Source organism: Parafrankia sp. EAN1pec, assembly GCF_000018005.1.
GTDB lineage: Bacteria > Actinomycetota > Actinomycetes > Frankiales > Frankiaceae > Parafrankia > Parafrankia soli.
The window spans coordinates 3874985-3894475 of sequence record NC_009921.1 but is presented as its reverse complement, the minus strand read 5'-3'; the positions used below and the strand labels follow the sequence as shown (position 1 = coordinate 3894475).

16 protein-coding genes and 1 pseudogene are annotated in these 19491 nt (G+C 67.7%); 8 read left to right on the top strand and 9 right to left on the bottom strand.

The window, feature by feature from the left end:
* Positions 1-16: 16 nt before the first annotated feature.
* The 7 genes from FRANEAN1_RS15935 to FRANEAN1_RS15910 form a co-directional block, all read right to left on the bottom strand.
* The gene (locus FRANEAN1_RS15935; protein ID WP_020460832.1) at positions 17-1252 is read right to left on the bottom strand and encodes a transposase; all 1236 of its coding nucleotides are present in this window, start codon (positions 1250-1252) and stop codon (positions 17-19) included.
* Between the two features lie 172 nt (positions 1253-1424).
* Positions 1425-2237: a TetR family transcriptional regulator gene (locus FRANEAN1_RS15930; protein ID WP_020460831.1), complete on the bottom strand. Its 813-nt coding sequence runs from the start codon at positions 2235-2237 to the stop codon at positions 1425-1427.
* A complete protein-coding gene (locus FRANEAN1_RS15925) occupies positions 2234-2863 on the bottom strand; it encodes a carboxymuconolactone decarboxylase family protein (RefSeq protein ID WP_347177235.1) in 630 nt (209 codons plus the stop codon). Before FRANEAN1_RS15925 ends, FRANEAN1_RS15930 begins: the two co-directional genes overlap by 4 nt.
* 12 nt (positions 2864-2875) lie before the next feature.
* The gene (locus FRANEAN1_RS43480) at positions 2876-2998 is read right to left on the bottom strand and encodes a hypothetical protein (RefSeq protein ID WP_347177164.1); all 123 of its coding nucleotides are present in this window, start codon (positions 2996-2998) and stop codon (positions 2876-2878) included.
* Positions 2995-3831: an NAD(P)-dependent oxidoreductase gene (locus FRANEAN1_RS15920; RefSeq protein WP_020460829.1), complete on the bottom strand. Its 837-nt coding sequence runs from the start codon at positions 3829-3831 to the stop codon at positions 2995-2997. The genes FRANEAN1_RS43480 and FRANEAN1_RS15920 overlap by 4 nt, the downstream gene beginning before the upstream one ends.
* Positions 3828-4634, bottom strand: coding sequence for an SDR family oxidoreductase (locus tag FRANEAN1_RS15915; RefSeq protein ID WP_020460828.1), 807 nt, complete (start codon positions 4632-4634; stop codon positions 3828-3830). Before FRANEAN1_RS15915 ends, FRANEAN1_RS15920 begins: the two co-directional genes overlap by 4 nt.
* On the bottom strand, positions 4631-6085 hold the full coding sequence (locus tag FRANEAN1_RS15910; RefSeq protein ID WP_041255976.1) for an aldehyde dehydrogenase family protein: 1455 nt from the start codon (positions 6083-6085) through the stop codon (positions 4631-4633). Before FRANEAN1_RS15910 ends, FRANEAN1_RS15915 begins: the two co-directional genes overlap by 4 nt.
* An 81-nt stretch (positions 6086-6166) precedes the next feature.
* On the opposite strand from FRANEAN1_RS15910, the gene FRANEAN1_RS15905 reads away from it, so the two are divergent.
* The 7 genes from FRANEAN1_RS15905 (at position 6167) to FRANEAN1_RS15875 (ending at position 15079) form a co-directional block, all read left to right on the top strand.
* Complete coding sequence (locus FRANEAN1_RS15905) at positions 6167-6940, top strand: SDR family oxidoreductase (RefSeq protein ID WP_020460826.1); 774 nt, start codon at positions 6167-6169, stop codon at positions 6938-6940.
* 564 nt (positions 6941-7504) lie between these two features.
* Positions 7505-8659 (top strand): histidine kinase, encoded by a 1155-nt coding sequence (locus FRANEAN1_RS15900; protein WP_063748349.1) that lies wholly within the window; start codon positions 7505-7507, stop codon positions 8657-8659.
* Positions 8660-9236: 577 nt separating this feature from the next.
* Entirely contained in the window at positions 9237-9896 is a 660-nt protein-coding gene (locus FRANEAN1_RS15895; protein WP_020460824.1) for a TetR/AcrR family transcriptional regulator, read from the top strand.
* A gap of 148 nt (positions 9897-10044) precedes the next feature.
* A complete protein-coding gene (locus FRANEAN1_RS15890) occupies positions 10045-10782 on the top strand; it encodes an SDR family oxidoreductase (RefSeq protein WP_020460823.1) in 738 nt (245 codons plus the stop codon).
* Positions 10783-11330: 548 nt separating this feature from the next.
* A complete protein-coding gene (locus tag FRANEAN1_RS15885; RefSeq protein WP_049795685.1) occupies positions 11331-12629 on the top strand; it encodes an aromatic ring-hydroxylating dioxygenase subunit alpha in 1299 nt (432 codons plus the stop codon).
* 14 nt (positions 12630-12643) lie between these two features.
* Positions 12644-12988 carry a hypothetical protein gene (locus FRANEAN1_RS15880; RefSeq protein WP_020460821.1) on the top strand — a complete coding sequence of 115 codons (345 nt, stop codon included), beginning with the start codon at positions 12644-12646 and terminating at the stop codon, positions 12986-12988.
* Between the two features lie 1077 nt (positions 12989-14065).
* Entirely contained in the window at positions 14066-15079 is a 1014-nt protein-coding gene (locus FRANEAN1_RS15875; protein ID WP_020460820.1) for an SDR family NAD(P)-dependent oxidoreductase, read from the top strand.
* Between the two features lie 120 nt (positions 15080-15199).
* On the opposite strand, the pseudogene FRANEAN1_RS15870 reads toward FRANEAN1_RS15875, so the two are convergent.
* Positions 15200-16479 (bottom strand): annotated as a pseudogene (locus tag FRANEAN1_RS15870) (IS256 family transposase).
* Positions 16480-16575: 96 nt separating this feature from the next.
* Here FRANEAN1_RS15870 and FRANEAN1_RS15865 point away from each other — a divergent pair.
* Positions 16576-17727, top strand: coding sequence for an IS701 family transposase (locus tag FRANEAN1_RS15865; RefSeq protein ID WP_049795684.1), 1152 nt, complete (start codon positions 16576-16578; stop codon positions 17725-17727).
* 425 nt (positions 17728-18152) lie between these two features.
* Here the strand turns inward: FRANEAN1_RS15865 and FRANEAN1_RS15860 are convergent, their stop codons facing one another.
* Positions 18153-19361 (bottom strand): ABC transporter substrate-binding protein, encoded by a 1209-nt coding sequence (locus FRANEAN1_RS15860; RefSeq protein WP_020460818.1) that lies wholly within the window; start codon positions 19359-19361, stop codon positions 18153-18155.
* Positions 19362-19491: the final 130 nt, after the last annotated feature.

Genomic DNA, 19491 nt, shown 5'->3' with positions numbered 1-19491 from the left:
AGACGCGCCCAGGGGCTCAACCAGCCGCGGACCTGTCGCAGTGTGTCCTGCCAGACGATGCGGCGCCGTGGATTTTTCCCCCGCCGCCCCGCGGTCCTCGCGGGGTGTTTCCTGTGCGTGGTCGGAGGGCGGCGCGTTCAGCAGGCTGAAGGTGAACGCCAGCATGACCAGCTGCCAGTGCCGCACGATAGCCTGTTCGGAACGGACCTGGAAGTCCGCCCAGCCCAGCTCGTGCTTGGCCGGCTTGTAGTAGTGCTCGATCCAGTCCCGTAGCCGGTAGATCCGGTAGACCTCGCCCCGCGTCCGCCTCGGCGGTCGAGAGGTTGGTGGCCATGAACCAGGTCGAGTCGGCGGTGAGGACTGTCGGGTCGGCGGTGGCGGCGATCAGGCGGGTGCCGCGGGTGGGTCCATAGCAGGGGCCCAGCTCCAGTTCGGCGACGTGGCGCACCAGCGGCCGGCCGTGGCTGTCGGTCAGCACCAGGCGCCGCCAGTCCGCCAGGGGCAGGCGGGCGGCGGCCTCTGCGGGCGTGAACGCCGGCGGGTGAGCGGGATCGGCGACGAACTGCCAGGTGCCGTGGCGGGGACGCAGGGCCAGCACGTAGCGGATCCTGGCCGCCCGCAGACGCCCTTCCAGTGTGGGGTTCTCGCCGTAGACGCAGTCGGCGACCACCGCCCGGAAAGGCACACCGGCGCCGCGGGCTTCCTCGATCAGCTCCCAGGCCAGCTCCGGTTTGGTGGCGAACGCCGGGTCCGCCTTGCCGGCGGGTAGGCGGGAGGCGGGCCGGTAGGGCCGCACCCCCAGCGGCACGTGGCGGCTGCCGTCCGCCCAGTGACTGGTGACGGCCACAACGCCGTTGGCGGTGCGGCCGAGCTTGCCGATGTACTGCTGGGCGGCCAGCACGATGCCATGGCCGCGTTTGCGGTCCCCGGTCTCGTCGATGATGAGCACCCCGTTGCCATGCGGCCCCAGCTCCGGGTGCCGACGCCACAGGTCCACCCGCCGCGCACCCAGGGCGTCGGGATCCCACGGGGCGTCGTGCAGGAAGTGGTGCAGCCGCTGCCGGTCCGCGCCGGGGACCACGGCGGCAAGCTCCGTCAGCGTCTTGTTCCGTTCCCGGGGCAGCAACAGGCCGATCAGATACTGCCGCAGCGCGGTGCGCTCAGCCAACCGGCCGAACAAGTCATCGAAATGGCCGCAGAACCGGTCGATCGCCTCCGCCGTCGGCGCGGTCGGCTTGCGAGGAGTGGCCATCGGGCACCTCCCACCGGAACGGCCCAGCCAGACACCACCAACCGTACGTCTGCCTTCCCAAACCTGACCAACCAGCGACTTAGTGAAATTCCTGGCCGATACCCGCGCATCACACCGAGCGGACCCTCTCGCACAACGTCGCGATGTGCACCGCGACGTGCCGCCGCCGGGCTCAGGCCCGGCTCGGGTCCGTCGCGGACCTGGTAGTCGCCCAGACCGCAGGTCTGCCTGGCCCGCTGAAAGCATCCCTTGATCGCCCCGCGGGCACCGGCGACCGCGACGAGCCCGGCCGAGGTGGCGCCCCGCGGCCCGTGACAGGCAAGGCCGAGGCGGGGAAAGGCCGGTCCAAGCGGACGAAGAGCCGCTGTGTCTCCTCGGAGACGGGCGCGTTGAGATAGCCGGCGAATCCGTCGACCACAGCGCTGACGAACAGGCCGAATGGGATCACCTTCTCGCCCGCCGCCACCGACTGCTCGCGTTCCGCCGCAGCATGCAGGCTCAGCACCTGCACGTGCTGAATGCGCATCGTCCGCAGCGGCTCGTCGAGGCACGGCAGCAGCAGGCGCATGGCGTCGAGGAACTCCACCTGCGGCTGCCGGATCTCGGACTGGCTACCGAAGATCCTCCGCGACTCCCTGCTGCGACGCAGCTGTTCGACGAAAGAGACGTAGGAGCTGTCCGGTGATTCGGCCAGCTCGAAGATCGGCAGCAGGTGGGCTTCCAGCCGCTCCCGGAGGTCCTGGGGGTCCAGCCTCGCGTTCAGCAGGGCACGCCGCTGCACCAGCTGTGGGACCCGGTAGGCGAAGATCGCCGCTACCAGCCTCTCCTTGGAACCGAAGTGGTAGTGCACTGCCGAACTGTTGGCAGAACCCGCCTGCGCGGCGATCTGCCGCAGGGATACCCCGGCGATGCCCCGCTCCGCGAACAGGCGCTCGGCCGCGAGCAGCAGGTGCAGAGCGGTGGCGGTCGCCGGGGTACCGGTCACGAGCGGTTCGCGCGCCAGCGCTGGGCAGCGGCGTGCAGTGCTTCGCCCTTCGCGAAGCCGTAGTACGCGCTGAACTGCAGGATGATCTCCTGCATCTCGTCCCAGGAGACGTCGCCCGTCTCCAACGCCGAGCCCACGTGCGAGTCGATGGGAGTCTGCGTGTCCGAGATCCCCACGCACGGGATCGTCACGAGCCGCCGGTCCCGCCGGCTGAGAGCCTGCCGCCGCCAGACGTGCCCGAAGACGAAGCCGAGGATCCCGGCGAAGAAGTACGGCGAGTCCAGCGGCGGCGAAGGCGTCACGTTGACCGAGACGAACTCCTCCTGCCCGAGCCGGATCCGCTCCTCCCGGTCCACGGGGCCCAGATCCTCGAGCGGCAGCACCGGCCAGGCCGGTGGGATCTCGCCGCGTTCCGCGTACATCCGGTGCCACTGGGTGCGCAGGGTGACCTCGAGGTGAGACGCCTTCGGCCAGCCGCAGTAGACCGCGAAGTGCAGGGGGATCTCGATGATCTCCTCGAGCGTGAGATCACCGCTGCGCAACAGCGCGTAGGCGTGGTCGTCGATCGGCCTGACCGCGTCCGCGGCCGCCACGCAGGCCAGCGAGACGATCCTGCGGTCACGGATACTCAGCCCGGGTCACCTCCAGACCTCGTTGATCACGAAGTCCTGGCTGGCCTTCTCGAACGGTGTCGCGGCCTCGGGCGGCTCTACGGCCATGATGGTCCGGTAGAGGTCGGCGGTCGTCGGGTCGGCGGTCATGCGGGGTCCTTTCTCCCGGGCCTGGGGACGCCCATGACTTCGAGCGCGGTGTCGGCCACGGCGATGAGCTCGGAGGGGTTCGGGGAGAGCAGGTCGGCGAGGATGCCGACGTCCTTGGCGAGCAGGGACCCGGCGCGGCCGGCCAGGGGCTCGAGTCGATGCACGGCCGCCGCCACGACGTCGGCGGCGAAGCTCCTCCCGCTGCCCGCGTTCAGGACGGTCGCGACGCCCTCCACATCGAGTCCGCGGCCGTGCGCCAGCGTGTACACCTCGGCGGCGAGAGCGAGGTGCGCGGCGAAGAGCGCGTTGTTGAGGAGCTTGACTTCCTGACCCGTCCCCAGCGCGCCGATGTGCAGCAGCGGCTTCGCGAACGTGTCCAGCACCGGCCGGACCCGTTCGAGCACGCTGGCGTCGCCGCCCACCATGACGAGCAGCGTGCCCTCGCGGGCCCGCACACCGCCGCCGCTCACGGGCGCGTCGAGGACGCGCAGGTTCGGGAAGTCCGTCTGGAGCCGGCGGCAGGTGTCCGGATGCGTGGTGCTGTGGATGATCACCACGCCGCTGTCCGCCATGCCGGCCAGCGCCCCCTCCGGACCGCGGAGCACCTCGTCGACACCGGCGTCGTCCACCACGCAGACGCAGAGCACGTCACTGGCCGCGCCGAGCTCCCTGCGGCTTCCGGCCACGCGGGCCGCCGTCCCGGCATAGGGCGCGAGGCTTTCCGGTCGACGCGCCCACAGAGTGGTCGGGAAGCCGGCGTCGGCGATGCGGCGGGCCATCGGGCCGCCCTGGGCGCCGAGTCCGACGAAACCGACTCGGGGCAGGACGGTCACGGAGCCTGCTCCGTGATCCTCTGCTGCAGATACTTCTCCATGTCGGTCGCCCGCTCGACCAGTTCGTCGCGCACCGCCGGGACGGTGAGCACCAGGAAGTGCCCCTGTGTGACGGCCGTGGCGGTCAGCTCGCCGACCTCCTCGGCCGCAACGGTCGCGTGTTCCGGTGACCGCGGCGAGGACGACGTCTGGCCGTAGAAGCTGATCTGCTCGACGATGTTGGTCGCGACGCCGGAGGGGCACAGGCACGTCACACCGATCCCCTTGGGACCGAGGTACAGGGCGAGTGCTTCGGAGACCCCGACCACGGCGTGCTTGCTCGCGACGTACGGGAGCCGGTCGAAGCCGTAGGCCAGCAGCCCCGACGCGGAGGACGTGTTGACCACGTGACCCTGCCCCTGCTCGATCAGTAGCGGCAGGAAGACGCGGTTGCTGCGCGCGATGCTCATGAGGTTCACCTCGAGCACACGCCGCCAGGCCTCGTCGGGGAGAGTCTCAGGGCTGCCCATGGCAAGCACCCCGGCATTGTTCATCACCACGTCGACCTGCCCGAACCGCTTCAGGGCATGATCCCGCAGCGCCTCCAGATCAGCCTCGCGGGTGACGTCGGCGGCCAGGCCGAGTGCCTGGCCGCCCGCGGCCTCGACCTCGGCCGCGACCGCCTCGGAGCGCTCGCCGACGAGATCGCTCACGACGACACGAGCGCCTCTGCGAGCGAAGGAGAGAGCTGCCGCGCGCCCGATCCCACTGCCGCCACCGGTGACGACGGCAACCGAACCCTCCAGTGCGAAGGGGCGTGTCATGCGATCGCCACGGCTTTCGTCCGGACGAACTCGAACAGGCCTTCCAGCCCGCCCTCGCGCCCGTACCCGGAGATGCCCACTCCACCGAAGGGCAGCTCACAGCTCACGACCGGCGGGGCACCGTTGACGTACACGCCTCCGGCGTGGAGCTTCGTCGCCAGGCGCTGCACGCGCGCGAGGTCGTTGGTCTGGATGTAGGAGGCCAGGCCGTACGGTGTCCCATTCGCGATCTCCACCGCCTCCTCCTCCGTGGAGAACCGCATCATCGACAGCACCGGGCCGAACACCTCGACCTGCCCGAGCTCGCTGCCGGGGTCCACGTCACCGAAGACGGTCGGCTCGACGTAGAAGCCGTCGGCGAGATCACCACCCGGGATGCCGCCGCCCGTCAGCAACTTCGCGCCGTCCGCCTGCGCACGCTTGATCATGGCGTGGACGCGCTCCTGCGCGGCCCGGGTGACGAGCGGACTGATGGCGGTCTCGGGATCGAACGGGTCCCCGCAGCGCAGGCTGCTCACCAGCCCGACGACCCTCGCGGCCATCTCGTCGTAGACGTCCTCGTGCACGAGCATCCGGGACGCGATGGCGCAGCCCTGGCCGGCCAGCGTGCCGACCACACCGGCCGCGCTCATCATGGCCGTGTCGAGGTTCGCGTCCGGAAAGACGAGGTTGGCGGACTTGCCGCCCAGTTCCAGGACCGCCGGCTTCAACGATTCGGCACAGGCGGAGAGGATCTTCCGCGCGGTGGCCGGGCCGCCGGTGAAGCTCACCTTCTGGACGAGCGGGTGACACACGAGCGTGTCGCCGGCGTCCGGGCCGCCGGGGACGAAGTTGACGACACCCGCGGGAATCCCGGCCTCACGCGCCAGCGCGACGACGCGCTCGGTGGCGTACGGGGTGAGTTCTGACGGCTTCAGCACGACGGTGTTGCCGGCAGCCAGGGCCGGGATGAGCTTCATGCCGACCGAGACGAGGGGACCGTTCCAGGTGATGATGATCCCGACGACGCCGTACGGCTCGGCGACGGTGTAGGCCAGCTCCCGCTGCTGGCCCGGGACCGAGGTGACCTTACCTTCGATCTTGTCCGCCCACCCGGCGTAGTAGGACGTCCAGCCGATCATGATGTCGACCAGCAGACCGCTCAGGGTGTGGGTCATCGCGTTGTCCAGGACGGACAGCCGGGCTAGTTCCTCGCGATCGTTCTCCATGAGCTCGGCGAGCTTCGTGAGCACCTTCGCCCGCCTCGCCGGGGTCCACGCCCTCCACTCGGGGAGGGCGGCGTGCGCGGCGCGGACGGCCGCGTCGACGTCATCGGCCCCGGCGAGCGGAACCGGCCCCTGGACCTCGCCTGTCGCAGGGAACACATGTTCGTGGACACCTCCGGAGCCCGCGTCGAGCTCCTCCCCGCCTATGTGCAGGTGAACCGGCGGAACGGCCCGGTCAATGATCATGGAATCCTCCTCGACCAACGGCAGCATGCTCAAGATCTGACTCACTTGACTGCAACCTACGGCATATGAATTAGTGGCGCCATGACTGCATCGGAACTGTTCGATCTCACGGACAAGGTCGCCGTCATCACCGGAGGCGCCGGCGGCATCGGCGTGGTGTATGCGGATGCGCTGTGTCAGGCCGGAGCCTCGGTTCTCGTGGCGGACCTCGACGGGGCAGCGGCGCAGCGGACCGCCGCCTCGCTGTCCGAGAAGGGGTTCCAGGCCGTCGGCGCGCAGGTCGACGTCGCCTCCCCCGAGTCGACCCAGGCCATGGCCGCGGCTGCCGTCGAGGCCTTCGGCGGCGTCGACATCCTCATCAACAACGCCGCGATCATGACGGAATTGCCCCCGTACGGGCTGTCCAACATGCCGGTGCGTGACTGGGACCGTGTCATGGAGGTGAACCTGCGCGGCCCGCTGCTGTGCGTGCAGGCGGTCCTGGAGTCGATGATCGCCCGCGGCGGGGGCCGCATCGTCAACGGCCTGTCAGCCGGCGCCTTCCTGCCCGGAGGCATCTACAGTGTCAGCAAGTTCGCACTGCACGGGCTGACCGTGAACCTGGCCTCCGAGCTGGGCGGCCACGGCATCAACGTCAACGCCATCGCCCCAGGGCTCGTCGACAACGAGTCCGCCTACGTCAGCCTGCCGAAGGACTCGCCGTTCCGCGCGGCCGCCTACGCCGGCATCCCGGGGAAGAAGTCCGGCCCGCCGGAGGACCTCGTCGGCGCGCTTCTCCTCCTCTGCTCGAAGGCAGGCGACTGGATCACCGGTCAGACGATGGTCGTCGACGGCGGATGGACCAAGCGCCTCTGACACCGTCGTCGGCGACGGTGCACCCCTCGCACGGCGGGCCCGGCCCCGAGCCGAAGGTGCGACTCCACTGCGTCAGTGCGGCACCGCTGGCGGTGGCGGTCGCCACGGCCGCGGCAGAGCGACGGCGCTGTCGACACGGACTCAGCCAGCACGCAGACCTCGTCCGCCAAGGATTCTCCTGCGACCAGGCCCCACCCTCTGTCGGCTGAGCACGGGGCCGGCCCGCACCACTACGGCCTCATGGTCGCCGACCGCGCGGAGTCCGTCTCGGCCGCCGAGAGCCCGGGACCTGTCCTGGACCACCAAGGTGGGCGACAGCCGCGATCCGGTCCGCGTTTCCGCGACGCCAGCCGGCAGTCACCGGGTGGTGGTTCGGCGTGCGATGCGGCTTGCCGCTCCTGGGAAACCGGTGTCCCAACTGGTTCCTACCGCAGCTGTTGTAGCTCCCGGCTACACCGCGGGCAGGTCGACAGAACACGGAGGCTGGGTAGCGTAGGCCCGGTGTCCGGCTCCATCTCGCGCTCCTGGCAGACGGCCCGGGCTGGGACCCGGTCGCATCCCCGCATGACCGACGCCTTCATCGCCCTGGTGGTCTTCGCACTGGGTGTCGCGGTGGCGCGGTGGGACCCTTCGAGCAACTTCGACCCGGTCACGCCCAACCTGGTGGCCAGCGTGGTCGGCTGTGGTGCCCTGGTCCTGCGCCGGCGCCGGCCGGCGGTGGTCCTCGGCGTCCTGCTGGCCTGCGTCGCCGGCCTGTTCGCCTTGACCACGACGGTTGTGGCTCCACCCCTCACGCTGGCGACAGGTGTCGCGCTCCACAGCGTCGCGGTCCGCCGTTCGCGGGAGACGGCGTGGATCTCGGCCCTGTGCGCTACGGCCGTCCTGCTGCCCCCGGCGCTGATGCAGGACCGGGCCATCCTGCTGGTGATCGTGGGGCTGATCACCTGGACGGTCGCACCGACTGCCGTGGGTGACTCGGCCCGCAGCCGGCGCGCCCACGTCGCGGCCATGGTGGACCGAGCACTGCGCGCCGAGCAGAGCCGGGAGGAGGAAGCGCGCCGGCAGGTCGCCGAGGAGCGGCTGCGCATAGCCCGCGAGCTGCACGACGTCATCGCCCACCACATCACCCTGGTCAAGGTGCAGGCTTCGGTGGCCTCCCATCTGCTGTGCGAGGAACCGTCCGGGGCCGAGGAGGCACTGGGCCACATCCGGCACGCCAGCCGAACCGTCCTGGAAGAGCTGAGGTCGCTGGTCACCGTGCTGCGGGATACCGGCGAGCCCGCCTCGACGGAGCCACCACCGGGATTGGCCCGGCTACCTGAGCTGCTGGCGAGCTTCGAGGCGAGCGGGATGCCCGTCTCCTTCCGGACGGCGGGAACCCCCCGCGAGCTGCCCGCGCTCGCCGACCTCGCCGCCTACCGGATCGTCCAGGAATCGCTCACCAACGCACACAAGCACGCCCGCGGTGGCCGGACGCGGGTCGACATCGGCTACTTCGACCAGGAACTGCGCCTGCATGTCCACAACACGATCCGCGCGGAGGCCGACGTCAACCCGATCCTCTCGACCGGCCCCCACCGTGGGAGGCCCCTCGACCGCGGCGGCCACGGCATCGCCGGCATGCGGGAGCGGATGACCGCGCTCGGCGGCCGGCTGCGGGCCGGACCCGACCCGGACGGCGGATTCGCCGTGAGCGCGAGCATGCCGCTGCCCGAGTAGTCACAGGCGGGACACAAGGCACCTGGCCCAGCTCGGATCGCCGGCGGCCGTCAACCACCAGGGCGGCGTGAGCACGCCACCGGCGCTGACGATCGTTCCGAGTGGATGCTGACATCCGTCGACATTTATGCTAAACATCTGTTCAGTGCGATGTCGGAGCCCATAGGATGCCAGGGCAGTCGTCAGGAGTGGCGCGATGCATGGGATCGACCCGATGGGCCGGCATGGTGGTGTGCAGCGCGTCCCGCGCCCTCGGCATGCTCGCCGGGAACATCGCGCGGCGGGGCGCGGTCGCCTCGAACCGTATTCCTTGATGATATGGCCGGACCGTGACGTCGGTTACGACGTCGATACCGTCCGGCCAGGGGCGGCGAGACACGGAACCCGATCACGAGACGCGCCGAAGGGAAGCCCGGCCGTGCGGCCGCGGTCTCTCCGTCCCGCTTGTGCTCGAACGGGGTCCGCGACGGTTTCCGGCCTGGCCGGCAGGTCAGGCCACCTACGACATGGCCACGGTGTGGGCGGAGCCGAGGCCAGGGGACAGCTTCCGCCCGTAGGACGGAAACCGGAGCTGTTTGTGAGGATCTCCGTCGAAGGGCCGGCCTGGCTGCAGCGAGCGGTTGAGCGTTCCACCAAGGCCGCCTGCCTGCGCGCCGAGCGCACCGGGATTCAGTTTATCGAGGCAGCCCACGCTGTCGTTGCCGAGAAGGCCTCCATCGAATTCACCGTACAGGATCTGGTCGACCGCTCCGACCAGTCCATGCGCAGCTTCTATCGGTACTTCGGCAGTAAGGACGAACTGTTGTGTGCGCTGTTCGATAACGTCCTGTGGGAGACCGCTGGGCGAATTCAGAAAGCTGCGCTCGAAAGATCCGGGCCGCTCGACCGTCTCGGCACCGCGGTTCGCATGCTGTTCGAGATCTGCGGGCCTGACCCAGTGATTCGGTACATGGTACTGGCCGACCTGGCGACGTCACACTCTCCGGTCTTCTCCGCCGAGATGCGGACGGCTCGCCAGCCGCTGCTCACAATGTTCACGGAGCTGGTGACAGAGGCCCGCGAGGCTGGAAAAGTAGCCGCGGGCGTTGACGCTCGCCGCACGGCGACGATGGTTGTGCAGACTGTGATGATCCTCGCGGTCCAGACGCATGTCGGCACCAAGGAGGGTCAGTTCGCTGGCGTGCTCACTGCGGACGAGGTGTGGGATTTCTGTTCAAGCGGATTCGGCTCGTTCTGATGTTCCGCGGCGTCCGCCCTGTGTGCGCTGTCAGCGATGAAGGTGGTGCGCCGGTCCGATATCTGCTTCGGCGGTAGCGCGGTCGTCGAGCCCCTGGACGCTCAGCAGATGTGCCAGGACAAGTACATCCATATCGCAGGAGGTCGCTGTGGGTCGACTTGAGAACAAGGTTGCTGTTGTCACCGGAGCCGGCTCCGGCATCGGACGGACGTCGGCGCTGTTGTTCGCGGCGGAGGGTGCCAAGGTCGTCTGTGCAGACTTAAACGGTTCCGAGAAGGAGACGGCCGCTGAAATCGGCACGAACGCGGTGTCGGTGTGTGTCGACGTCGCTGTGGGCGTCCAGGTCGAGAACATGGTCGCGACGGCGGTACGCGAGTTCGGCAAGCTCGACGTGCTCTACAACAACGCTGGGATCTCTGGTTCGTTTGGTCCGGTTCACGAGCTCGATGAGGAGACGCTCGACCGGTTGCTCGCGGTGAACATCAAGGGTGTCTTCTTCGGTATCAAGTACGCCGTACCGATTATGCTGGCGAACGGTGGCGGCTCGATTATAAATACCGCTTCGAACGCCGGGATGGTCGGTTGGAAACACAAGGCCGGGTACTCGGCAGCCAAGGGTGGTGTCGTGTTGCTCACCAAGTCCGCGGCGCTCGACTATGCGAAGCAGAACATCCGGGTGAACGCCATCTGCCCCGGCATGACGTGGACCGGCCTAGCCGCCGCGCAGGCGCCGGCGCCCCCGGAGGACCTCAAGGTGCCGAACCCGATGGCCCGCTTCGCGCAGCCCAGCGAACTCGCCGCTGCTGCCCTCTTCCTCGCCAGCGACGAATCCTCCTACATGACCGGCGTGGCCATGCCGGTCGACGGTGGATACGTCGCCCGGTGATCACGCGCCGTACCAGTGGGGCGTGTCATGCGATGAAAAGCCCCTGAGGACAGGCTTTCTTGCGGCCCGTTGCGAGTGGCCCTTCGGGCCGGGACCTTTATCGGCTCGTGGCTGCACCGTGGCCGTCAGCACCGGCCACGGGTCGGTGGGATCGCCTCGACCATCGGGATCAGCTGAGTCTTGTACCGGTGCCGTGTCCCGAGTCGGTCCGCGCGGGCTCCCGGGTCGCCCGCTGCCCCGGCTGGCAAGGGTGGTCGCTGCGTCACGGTTGCATGGGTGGCCGACATCTGCCAGAGTAATGTGCTGAACATTCGCTCAGCGGAGAGTGAGGGAAGGTTGGCGGCAGGTTTCGGGTGGACGGGAGCGTCACGTCACCCCACCGCTGCCATGGACGCGGGTGCCCTGCTCACGCAGGCGAGCGCGTCGTACGTCGCCCCGCTCGAATTCGTCTCCGGTTTGTCTTCCCGCCGCATTCGGAAATCCCCAAGGCAGCACATCGGGGTGGGGCCTGGCCCCGACCCGAGATTATCCCAGGAGTGGGTGGAGTAGTGTCCAGCATCCAGGAACGTCTTGCGACCGGTAGAGGCAAGTACACACCGGGGTACCCGAACCTCGACACCGGGCCGGTCGACTACGAGGACTCGATCTCCGAGGAGTTCTTCCAGGCCGAGCGCGAGGCGATCTTCAAGCGGACCTGGCTGAAGGTCGGCCGGATGGAGCAGCTGCCCCGCAACGGCACGTTCTTCACCCGCGAGTTCGTGGGCCTGGGGTCGATCGTGATCACCCGGCACACCGACGGCGAGGTGTACGCGCTGCACAACATCTGCGCGCACCGCGGCAACAAGGTCGTCTGGCAGGAGCACCCGACCAACGAGACCCAGGGCAGCGCCCGGCAGTTCGCCTGCAAGTACCACGGCTGGCGCTACGGCCTCGACGGCAAGTGCACCTACGTCACCAAGCGGAACGAGTTCTTCGAGTCGCTGCCCGACGACGAGCTCGCCATGCCGCAGCTGCGCTGCGAGGTCTTCGCCGGGTTCATCTTCGTGAACTTCAGCCAGGACGCTCCGCCGCTGCGCCAGTTCCTCGGTGAGAAGCTGGCCACCGAGCTGGAGAGCTGGCCGTTCGAGAAGTTCACCAACCACTGGTCCTTCCGGACGAAGGTCAAGGGCAACTGGAAGATCGGCATCGACGCGCTGCTGGAGTGGTACCACCCGGCGTACGTCCACGGGCGGTTCCTCAACACCAACGTGGCCGAGGCGGAGAAGCTCGTCCCGCCGATGGACTCCTACCATTACGACCTGTTCACCCCGCACATGCTGACCTCGGTGCCCGGCCCGCCGCTGCTGAAGAAGAAGCAGGGCTCGGTCGGCCCGGCCAAGCGGGACATGAACTGGGCCTACCGGCTGTTCCGCGCCGGCCTGTTCGGCCCGGACGACGTCCGCGAGGACCTCGGCCACCTCACCCCGGACCGCAACCCCGGCAACGTCCAGTCCTGGAGCAACGACCAGTACTGGCTGTTCCCGAACCTGTCGGTCCAGCTCTGGGGCCGCGGGTACTACATCACCTACCAGTACATCCCGGAGACGGTGGGCACCCACGCCTACGAGGTCGACATCTACTTCCCGGAACCGAAGACCGCCTCCGAGCGCCTCGCCCAGGAGCTCGTCGTCGACAGCACCATCGAGTTCGCGATGCAGGACACGAACACGGTGGAGGCGACCTGGTCGCAGCTCAACAACCGCGCGCTGCAGACGTTCCACCTGTCCGACATGGAGCTGATGATCCGTCAGTTCCACAAGGTCGTCCGGGACGCCGTCGCGGCGCACCAGGCCGGCAGCGAGAAGTAGAGGAACCCCTCGACATGACCACCACTGTGGACACATCCCTGCCCGAGCGGTTCCGCGCCCTCGAGCCGTGGGTCGCCGACTGGAACCTGGCGACCCGGGTCGAGCGTTACGAGAAGCGGCTGTCGAAGACCATCGACGAGCTGCAGGACTTCTACGACGCGATCGCGCCGCTCGCCGAGGAGGCCATCGCCTACCTCGACACGCGCGACGTGAACGCCCTGTCCGACGAGGACACCCGGCTGCTGCGCCTGCTCTACTCGATGATCATGGTGTCGTACCCGGTGAACATCTTCAAGCAGCCCCGGATCCCGGACTCCGGCGCGGCTTTCTTCGACACCGCCGCCGAACCGGCCCTCTGACCCGACGGGCTCACCGGCGCCGTCCTACTCCGGGAACGGGCGAGCCTCCACCGAACCCGGAGCGGGTTCACTGCCGGGTCCTTCTCCGCTGCTCTGGCGGCATCCGGGCCTGGTGGGCATCGACTGCCGTCTGGGCTCCTCCAGAGCCGGCCAGTGGACGGGCCCGGCTCGGCATACTCACTGACGGCAGATCGTCATCGTCGGCGTCTTCATCGGTGTCGTCCCGACTACGGTGGCCACACCCGCCGTGTCGCCGGCCCTCCTCCACCGTTCGATGTCGTCGAGTACGTCATGCATAAAAGATCACTCCGGCCGGATCCCGGACCCCGCCGAGATCCGACACCCGAGCGGGCTGGCAGGGCGGCGGTCAGCTCGTCGGCCTTCGCCCCGCCATCGCCGCGGTGACCAGATCGTCGTTGCGTCAGCCCTGGCGGGGCCATCCGCGAACCCTGAACACGGCCAGATCCGTCGCCGCGGTGAATGCGGTGGCTTGCGCCAGCATGGGGCGGGTGACGTCTCGTTCGGCCGGCCGCGAGAAGCGCGGGCACGTCGATCGCAGCGGTCTCGGTGGGGATCCGAGGCCGGCCTTGTCTGGTGGAGGGGACCCGCGAACCGGATGTCGAACATCGACGCGACTCTGGCGTCTGTCGAGTCCGGAAGCCGACCGGACAGGGAGCGGCCGAGCAGCGGTGTCCAAAAAGATCTCCCCGACGTCGATACGCCTGCCGAACGGGCATTCGGTACAACGGGCAGGAAGACGTCAGATTCTATCCGTTGGCATGTGAGCGACGAGCGCGTCGCGTAACGCCTGCTGTCGGAAACAGGAGGAATCCCCGGCCGTAGAGCCGATGAGACGGAGCGCTTGCCCACCTCACACAGACGCTGTACCTTCGTTCAGCACATACCGCCCAACCAGCCCGTCTACTCGCTACAGTCATCCGAGATCGTCGAGACAGCGCGCGGCGAGGAGCGTGACCGCGGGCGGGAGCGACACCTACATCGCCATGCGGGCCCGAGTGCTCAGACAGCAGCCCGACGAAGAAGACGGGCCAGGAAGAGATGAAAAGGGGTACAGAGATGGGCAGGCGACTGGAAGGAAAGGTAGCCGTAGTCACCGGCTCCGGTATGGGCGCCGCGAAAGGAATCGCCGTAGGCCTGGCCCGGGAGGGGGCCAGGGTAGTCACGAACAACCGCAAGCCCGGCTCCGTCGGCCTCTCCTCCTGGTCTAACAAGGAAACCACCGAGAGCCTCCTGAACGAGGAGGACAAGAAAGTCATCGCGTCGCTCAGCGGCGACGCTCAGACGACTGCAGACCAGATCATCGCGGAGGGCGGTGAAGCAATCCCGTTCTTCGGCGATCCGGGCCACTTCGATACTGCCGGCCAACTGATCCAGACGGCTGTGGATCAGTGGGGGCGCATCGACATCCTGGTCAACGGCGCGTCCGGCTCGGGATTCGGGCCTTTCCTGAAGATCACCCAGGAGGACTGGCATCTCCAGACCCACGCAAAGCTCACCGGCACGTTCAACACCATGCACCACGCCCTGCCGATCATGAACCAGCAGCGGTCCGGGCGGATCCTCAACGCTGCTTCGGACGCGTGGGTGGGTCTCCCCATGCTCTCCGCCTACAGTGCGGCCAACGCGGGAGTCGTGGGACTGACGAGAGCAGTTGCGCAGGAGGTATCAGGAAGCAATATCACGTGCAATGTCTTCTGCCCGCGCTCCATTTCACGTAACCACGTGAACTGGCGCGCGTCCATGAGAGGGAAACTGGCCGGCGGCGGGCCCGAAATCGCAGCTCTTCGCGAACGGCTCGCGAAGGAGGAGAAGGACCACCAGGCCCCGGAGAACCTAGGGCCCTTCCTGGCCTACCTCGCCACCGAGGAGGCAGGGAACATAAACGGCACGGTCTTCACCGTGACCGCCGGCGGTCGTATCGCTCTCTACTCCGGATTTACCCAGGTGGCCGAGATCCAGAAGAACGACGCCCCCTGGACCGTTGAGGAGCTGATCGTCGCGGTCCCCGAGCGCCTGCTGGCAGGTCGCGAAACCACCGCCGGGTCCGCCTCCGGGGCCAGTCCGCTCTGACTAGAACATAAGCCGTAATCAAGACGAATCAAACATCCAGTAATACTGCAACGGCACTTGATGATCGGGTGGGATGATCTGTGGGGACTGTGTCGCCAACGGTGTTTCCGGCATGGTTGATCAGTAGCTCTCGGCGGATGGCCAGCGGTCACGGAAGGTGATCGCGAAGGCGTCGATCACGGGCTTCCATCGGATCATCCACCGAGCGCGGCCCGTCCCGGTGGGGTCCAGGCTGCGGGTCACAAGGTACAGGCATTTCAGCGCGGACTGGTCGCTGGGGAAATGCCCGCGTGCACGAACAGCCCGCCGGTAGCGAGCGTTCAACGACTCGATCGCGTTCGTCGAGCACAGCAGGCGGCGGATCTCGATGTCGTAGTCGAGGAACGGAATGAACTCTTCCCAGGGTTCCGCCACAGCCGGACCACCGCCCGATACTTTCTGCCCCAGGCTTCCTCGAACGCGTCCATCGCAGCAGCCGCTGCTGCCGGAGTCGGAGCAGTGTAGATGGGCTTGAGGTCGCGTTTGATCGCGTCGTGGTCGGCACGCGAAGCGAGCCGGAACGTGTTACGGATCAGATGGATGATGCACGTCTGGACGGTGGTGGCGGGCCACACGTTCTCGACAACGTCAGGCAGACCCTTCAGCCCGTCGCAGACGAGGAAGAACACGTCGGCGACACCCCGGTTCCGCAGGTCGGTGAGCACGGACATCCAGAACTTCGCGCCCTCGCCGCCGGACCCGGCCCACAGGCCCAGGACGTCCTTGTGACCGTCGAGGGTCACCCCGATCGCGGCGTAGATGGGCCGGTTGGCGACCTGCCCGTCCGGGATCTTCACGACCACAGCGTCCACGAAGATCGCAGCGTAGACGCGGTCGAGGGGCCGCGAGGCCCAGTCGCTCATCTCACCCAGGACCGCGTCCGTGATCCGGGAGATCGTCTCCTTCGATACCGACGCCCCGTAGATCTCGGCGAAATGCGCCGAGATCTCCCCGGTCGTGAGCCCCTTCGCGTACAGCGACAGCACGACCTCGTCGACCCCGGAAAGGCGCCGTTGCCGTTTCTTCACGATCCGCGGCTCGAACGTTCCTTCCCGATCCCGCGGAACCGTGATCTCGATGTCGCCGACGGCTTCGGAAACAACGGTCTTCGTCCGGCTTCCGTTCCGAATGTTCGTGTTCTCCCGATCGGGAGCGGCATGGTTCTTTTCGTGGCCGAGATGCTCGACCATCTCTTCCTGCAAAGCTGTTTCCAGCACCGTCTTGGTGAACAGCTTCAACAGGCCGTCCGGACCGGTCAGCGCCGGCCCACGCGCCCGCGCGTCCGCGACCATCGCCGCCGCCGCGGCCTGCTCCGGCGACAGCTGCCGCCCCGACTCACGATCGTGCTTGCGAGGGGTCATATCACCCGATGTCATCACTCACAGTGCCCATCTCGCCGGACCCTGGCCCGGCGTGTCGGGCCGGAAACACCGATCTTGAAACAGTCCCGATCTGTCGTGGTGGTGGAGGCGTGGGCGGCTGAGCTGGAGGGGTTGTGTTCGCTGGTCGGGGGCCGGTTCGGGAGGGCGGAGCCGCGGCGGCGGGTGGCCGAGTATGTGTCGGGCCTGGTCGCGGGTTTGGATCGCAAGAACGGCTGGACGTTGGCGGAGCGCGCCGGGGAGGTGAGCCCGGACGGGATGCAGCGTCTGCTGCGCCGCGCTGACTGGGACGTCGACGGCGTCCGCGACGACATCCGCGATCATGTGGTGGGCCGGCTCGGTGACCCGGACGCCGTGCTGATCGTCGATGACACCGGGTTCCTGAAGAAGGGCACCCGGTCGGCCGGGGTGCAAAGGCAGTACTCCGGGACGGCGGGGCGTACGGAGAACTGCCAGGTCGGGACGTTTCTGGCCTATCGGTCCCGGTTCGGGCAGGCGCTGATCGATCGGGAGTTGTATCTGCCCGAGGGGTGGATCGCTGATCGGGAGCGCTGCCGCCGGGCGGGAATCGACGACGAGGTGGCGTTCGCAACGAAGCCTCGCCAGGCCCTCGCCATGATCGAGCGGACGGTCGCGTCAGGGGTGCCGTTCGGCTGGGTGACTGCCGACGAGGCCTACGGACAGGTGAAATACCTGCGAGTCTGGCTCGAACAACACGACGTGGCGCACGTGCTGGCGACCCGGCGCAACGACGACCTGATCACGACCACGATGGGCCAGGCCAGAGCCGACGAGCTGATCGCCGGACTCTCGCCGCGGGCCTGGTGCCGGATCTCGGCCGGCACCGGTTCCCACGGGCTGCGGGACTACGACTGGGCGCGGGTACCGATCCGCATCCGGACCTGGTGGACACCAGGCCGCGGCCACTGGCTGCTCGCCCGCCGCAGCCGGACGTCCGGCGAACTGGCCTACTACATCTGCTACGGCCCCCGCCGCACCTCGCTGGCCCAGCTCGCGACCGTCGCCGGTGCTCGCTGGGCCATCGAAGAGGCCTTCCAACAGGCCAAGCAGACCTGCGGGCTGGACGACTACCAGGTCCGCGACTATCGAGCCTGGTACGCCCACATCACCTTGTCGATGCTCGCCTACGCAGCCCTTGCCACGGTCCGCGCCGAACAGGTCAAAGCCAGCCAGGTAAAAGGGGCCGAAGCCCAGCCCACCAGGGCATGATCGGCCTGACCGTACCCGAGATCCGCAGACTGATCGCGAGCCTTCTTCACCGAGACCACCCACCAGCCCACACCTGGGCCTGGTCCACCTGGCGCAGGCGCCGACAACACCAAGCCCGCCGCGCCCACTACCGACAACGCGGCCACCCCTATGTGCCGTTGCAGTACTAAGAACTCGCCACCGACGCCAACCCACGGCTGCGGATCCCGGCTGCCTTCACCGAACTCGCACACGCGATCTGACCAGCAAACCAGCAGAGCTTCGGCGCGCCACCCCTCCGGATAACGCAACACCCCCCGGCTGACGGCCGCGTTCACCGAGCTCACCCTCGCGATCTGACCACTGGCTCGACAGAACCATCCATGTCCCACCTCCCCTCAATGCAACAAGACCCGGTACAGATGGTTGGCGGATCAGGGTCTCGTTTAGCTTCCCGTACCGTCGGCGCAGAGGCGTTCCTGGGTGACCTGGAAGGTGCGGCCCGTTGGGTCGACCTGGACGAATGCGCTGCAGTCAAGCGGCTTGTTGATGTTGGTGGCGAGGTCGACCGGTTCGATCAGACCACCCGCGTTGTAGCCGGTCACGGGGCGTAGCCCGCTGATGAAGTTCTCCCGGGTGGGGCAGGCGCCGGCCTCCTGGAGCCCCCGGATGAACAGGTCCGCGTAGATGTACCCGTACATCGCGAACTGCTGCTCGGGCATGACCAGTTCCGGAGCGAACTGTGTGATCGCGTTTCGATAGTGGTCGATGGCCGGTCCACCGGCCTCGAAGGGGCGGAAGTACACCGGGAACGAGACGCCAGCCAGGTCCGTCCCCAGCGTGTTCAGCACACCGCGGTCGTACCCGGCGAGCGAGACGGTGGCGGCGAAACTGGCGTTTATGGTGCGAGCCGCATGCATGATGCTGGCGATGTCGTTCGGGGTGGTGAGGCCCACGATGACGTTGGCTCCGGAGTCGGCCAGCTGTTGGGCCACCCGAACCGGGCTGTCGCCGCTTGAGTACGACGCCGTTCCCACCACGGTCAGCCCCATCGCCCGCATGGCCGACGCATACTGTTCGGCATAGCCCACTGTGTAGGCTGACGAGCCTGTGGTGACAAAAGCGACCTTTGTTCCGCCGTTGGCCTGGAGATATTGGCCTACGCTCTGCGGTGACGTCTCGTAGGAATTCGAGAACATGTTCGGGTGGGTCTTCCAGGTGGCGTCGGCGAGACCCACGACCGGGATGCCCGCCGATCCCAGGTTCTCGATAGAACCGCTGGTCGACGTGGTGACAGCGACGACCCCGAACACCGATTCCTGGTTGACGAGATCGTCGACCACCTTGGCGTTCTGCGATGGGGAGGCCGCGTCGTCGCGCCATTCGTAGACGAGGCGACGGCCGTTGACTCCACCTTCCTGGTTCGCCAGGCCGATCCTGGCGTCGACCCCGGCACGAGCCGAGGACAGTGTCTGGTTTCCGGCTCCCGAGTCGGAGAAGACCAGGCCGAACTTTACCTGGTCAGAGGTGACACCAGGGCTCTCGCAGGCGACAATAGGATCGCTTCCGGAACCGGAGTTCGAACAACTGGTCGCGGTAGCCGCAAGAATCGCGGCCGTCGTGGCCACCAGCCTTTTCCGTCGCCCTAATCGCATGCAGTTCCCCTACGAAGTCACGAACGAGAGCACGGCATCTGGTCGTCACAGTCCGAATGGCTTCAGCGGACTACCCCACAGCCGAGCACACCGTTCGTATAGATCAATTAGCGGATGTTGGAGGCATACT

Excerpts from the sequence above, each read along its gene's own strand:
- FRANEAN1_RS15880 (WP_020460821.1), top strand. The coding sequence starts at position 12,644 with ATGACCACCACTGTGGACACATCCCTGCCCGAGCGGTTCCGCGCCCTC.
- FRANEAN1_RS15905 (WP_020460826.1), top strand. The coding sequence starts at position 6,167 with ATGACTGCATCGGAACTGTTCGATCTCACGGACAAGGTCGCCGTCATC.
- FRANEAN1_RS15915 (WP_020460828.1), bottom strand. The coding sequence starts at position 4,634 with ATGACACGCCCCTTCGCACTGGAGGGTTCGGTTGCCGTCGTCACCGGT.
- FRANEAN1_RS15910 (WP_041255976.1), bottom strand. The coding sequence starts at position 6,085 with ATGATCATTGACCGGGCCGTTCCGCCGGTTCACCTGCACATAGGCGGG.
- FRANEAN1_RS15860 (WP_020460818.1), bottom strand. The coding sequence starts at position 19,361 with ATGCGATTAGGGCGACGGAAAAGGCTGGTGGCCACGACGGCCGCGATT.
- FRANEAN1_RS15875 (WP_020460820.1), top strand. The coding sequence starts at position 14,066 with ATGGGCAGGCGACTGGAAGGAAAGGTAGCCGTAGTCACCGGCTCCGGT.
- FRANEAN1_RS43480 (WP_347177164.1), bottom strand. The coding sequence starts at position 2,998 with ATGACCGCCGACCCGACGACCGCCGACCTCTACCGGACCATCATGGCC.
- FRANEAN1_RS15935 (WP_020460832.1), bottom strand. The coding sequence starts at position 1,252 with ATGGCCACTCCTCGCAAGCCGACCGCGCCGACGGCGGAGGCGATCGAC.
- FRANEAN1_RS15900 (WP_063748349.1), top strand. The coding sequence starts at position 7,505 with ATGACCGACGCCTTCATCGCCCTGGTGGTCTTCGCACTGGGTGTCGCG.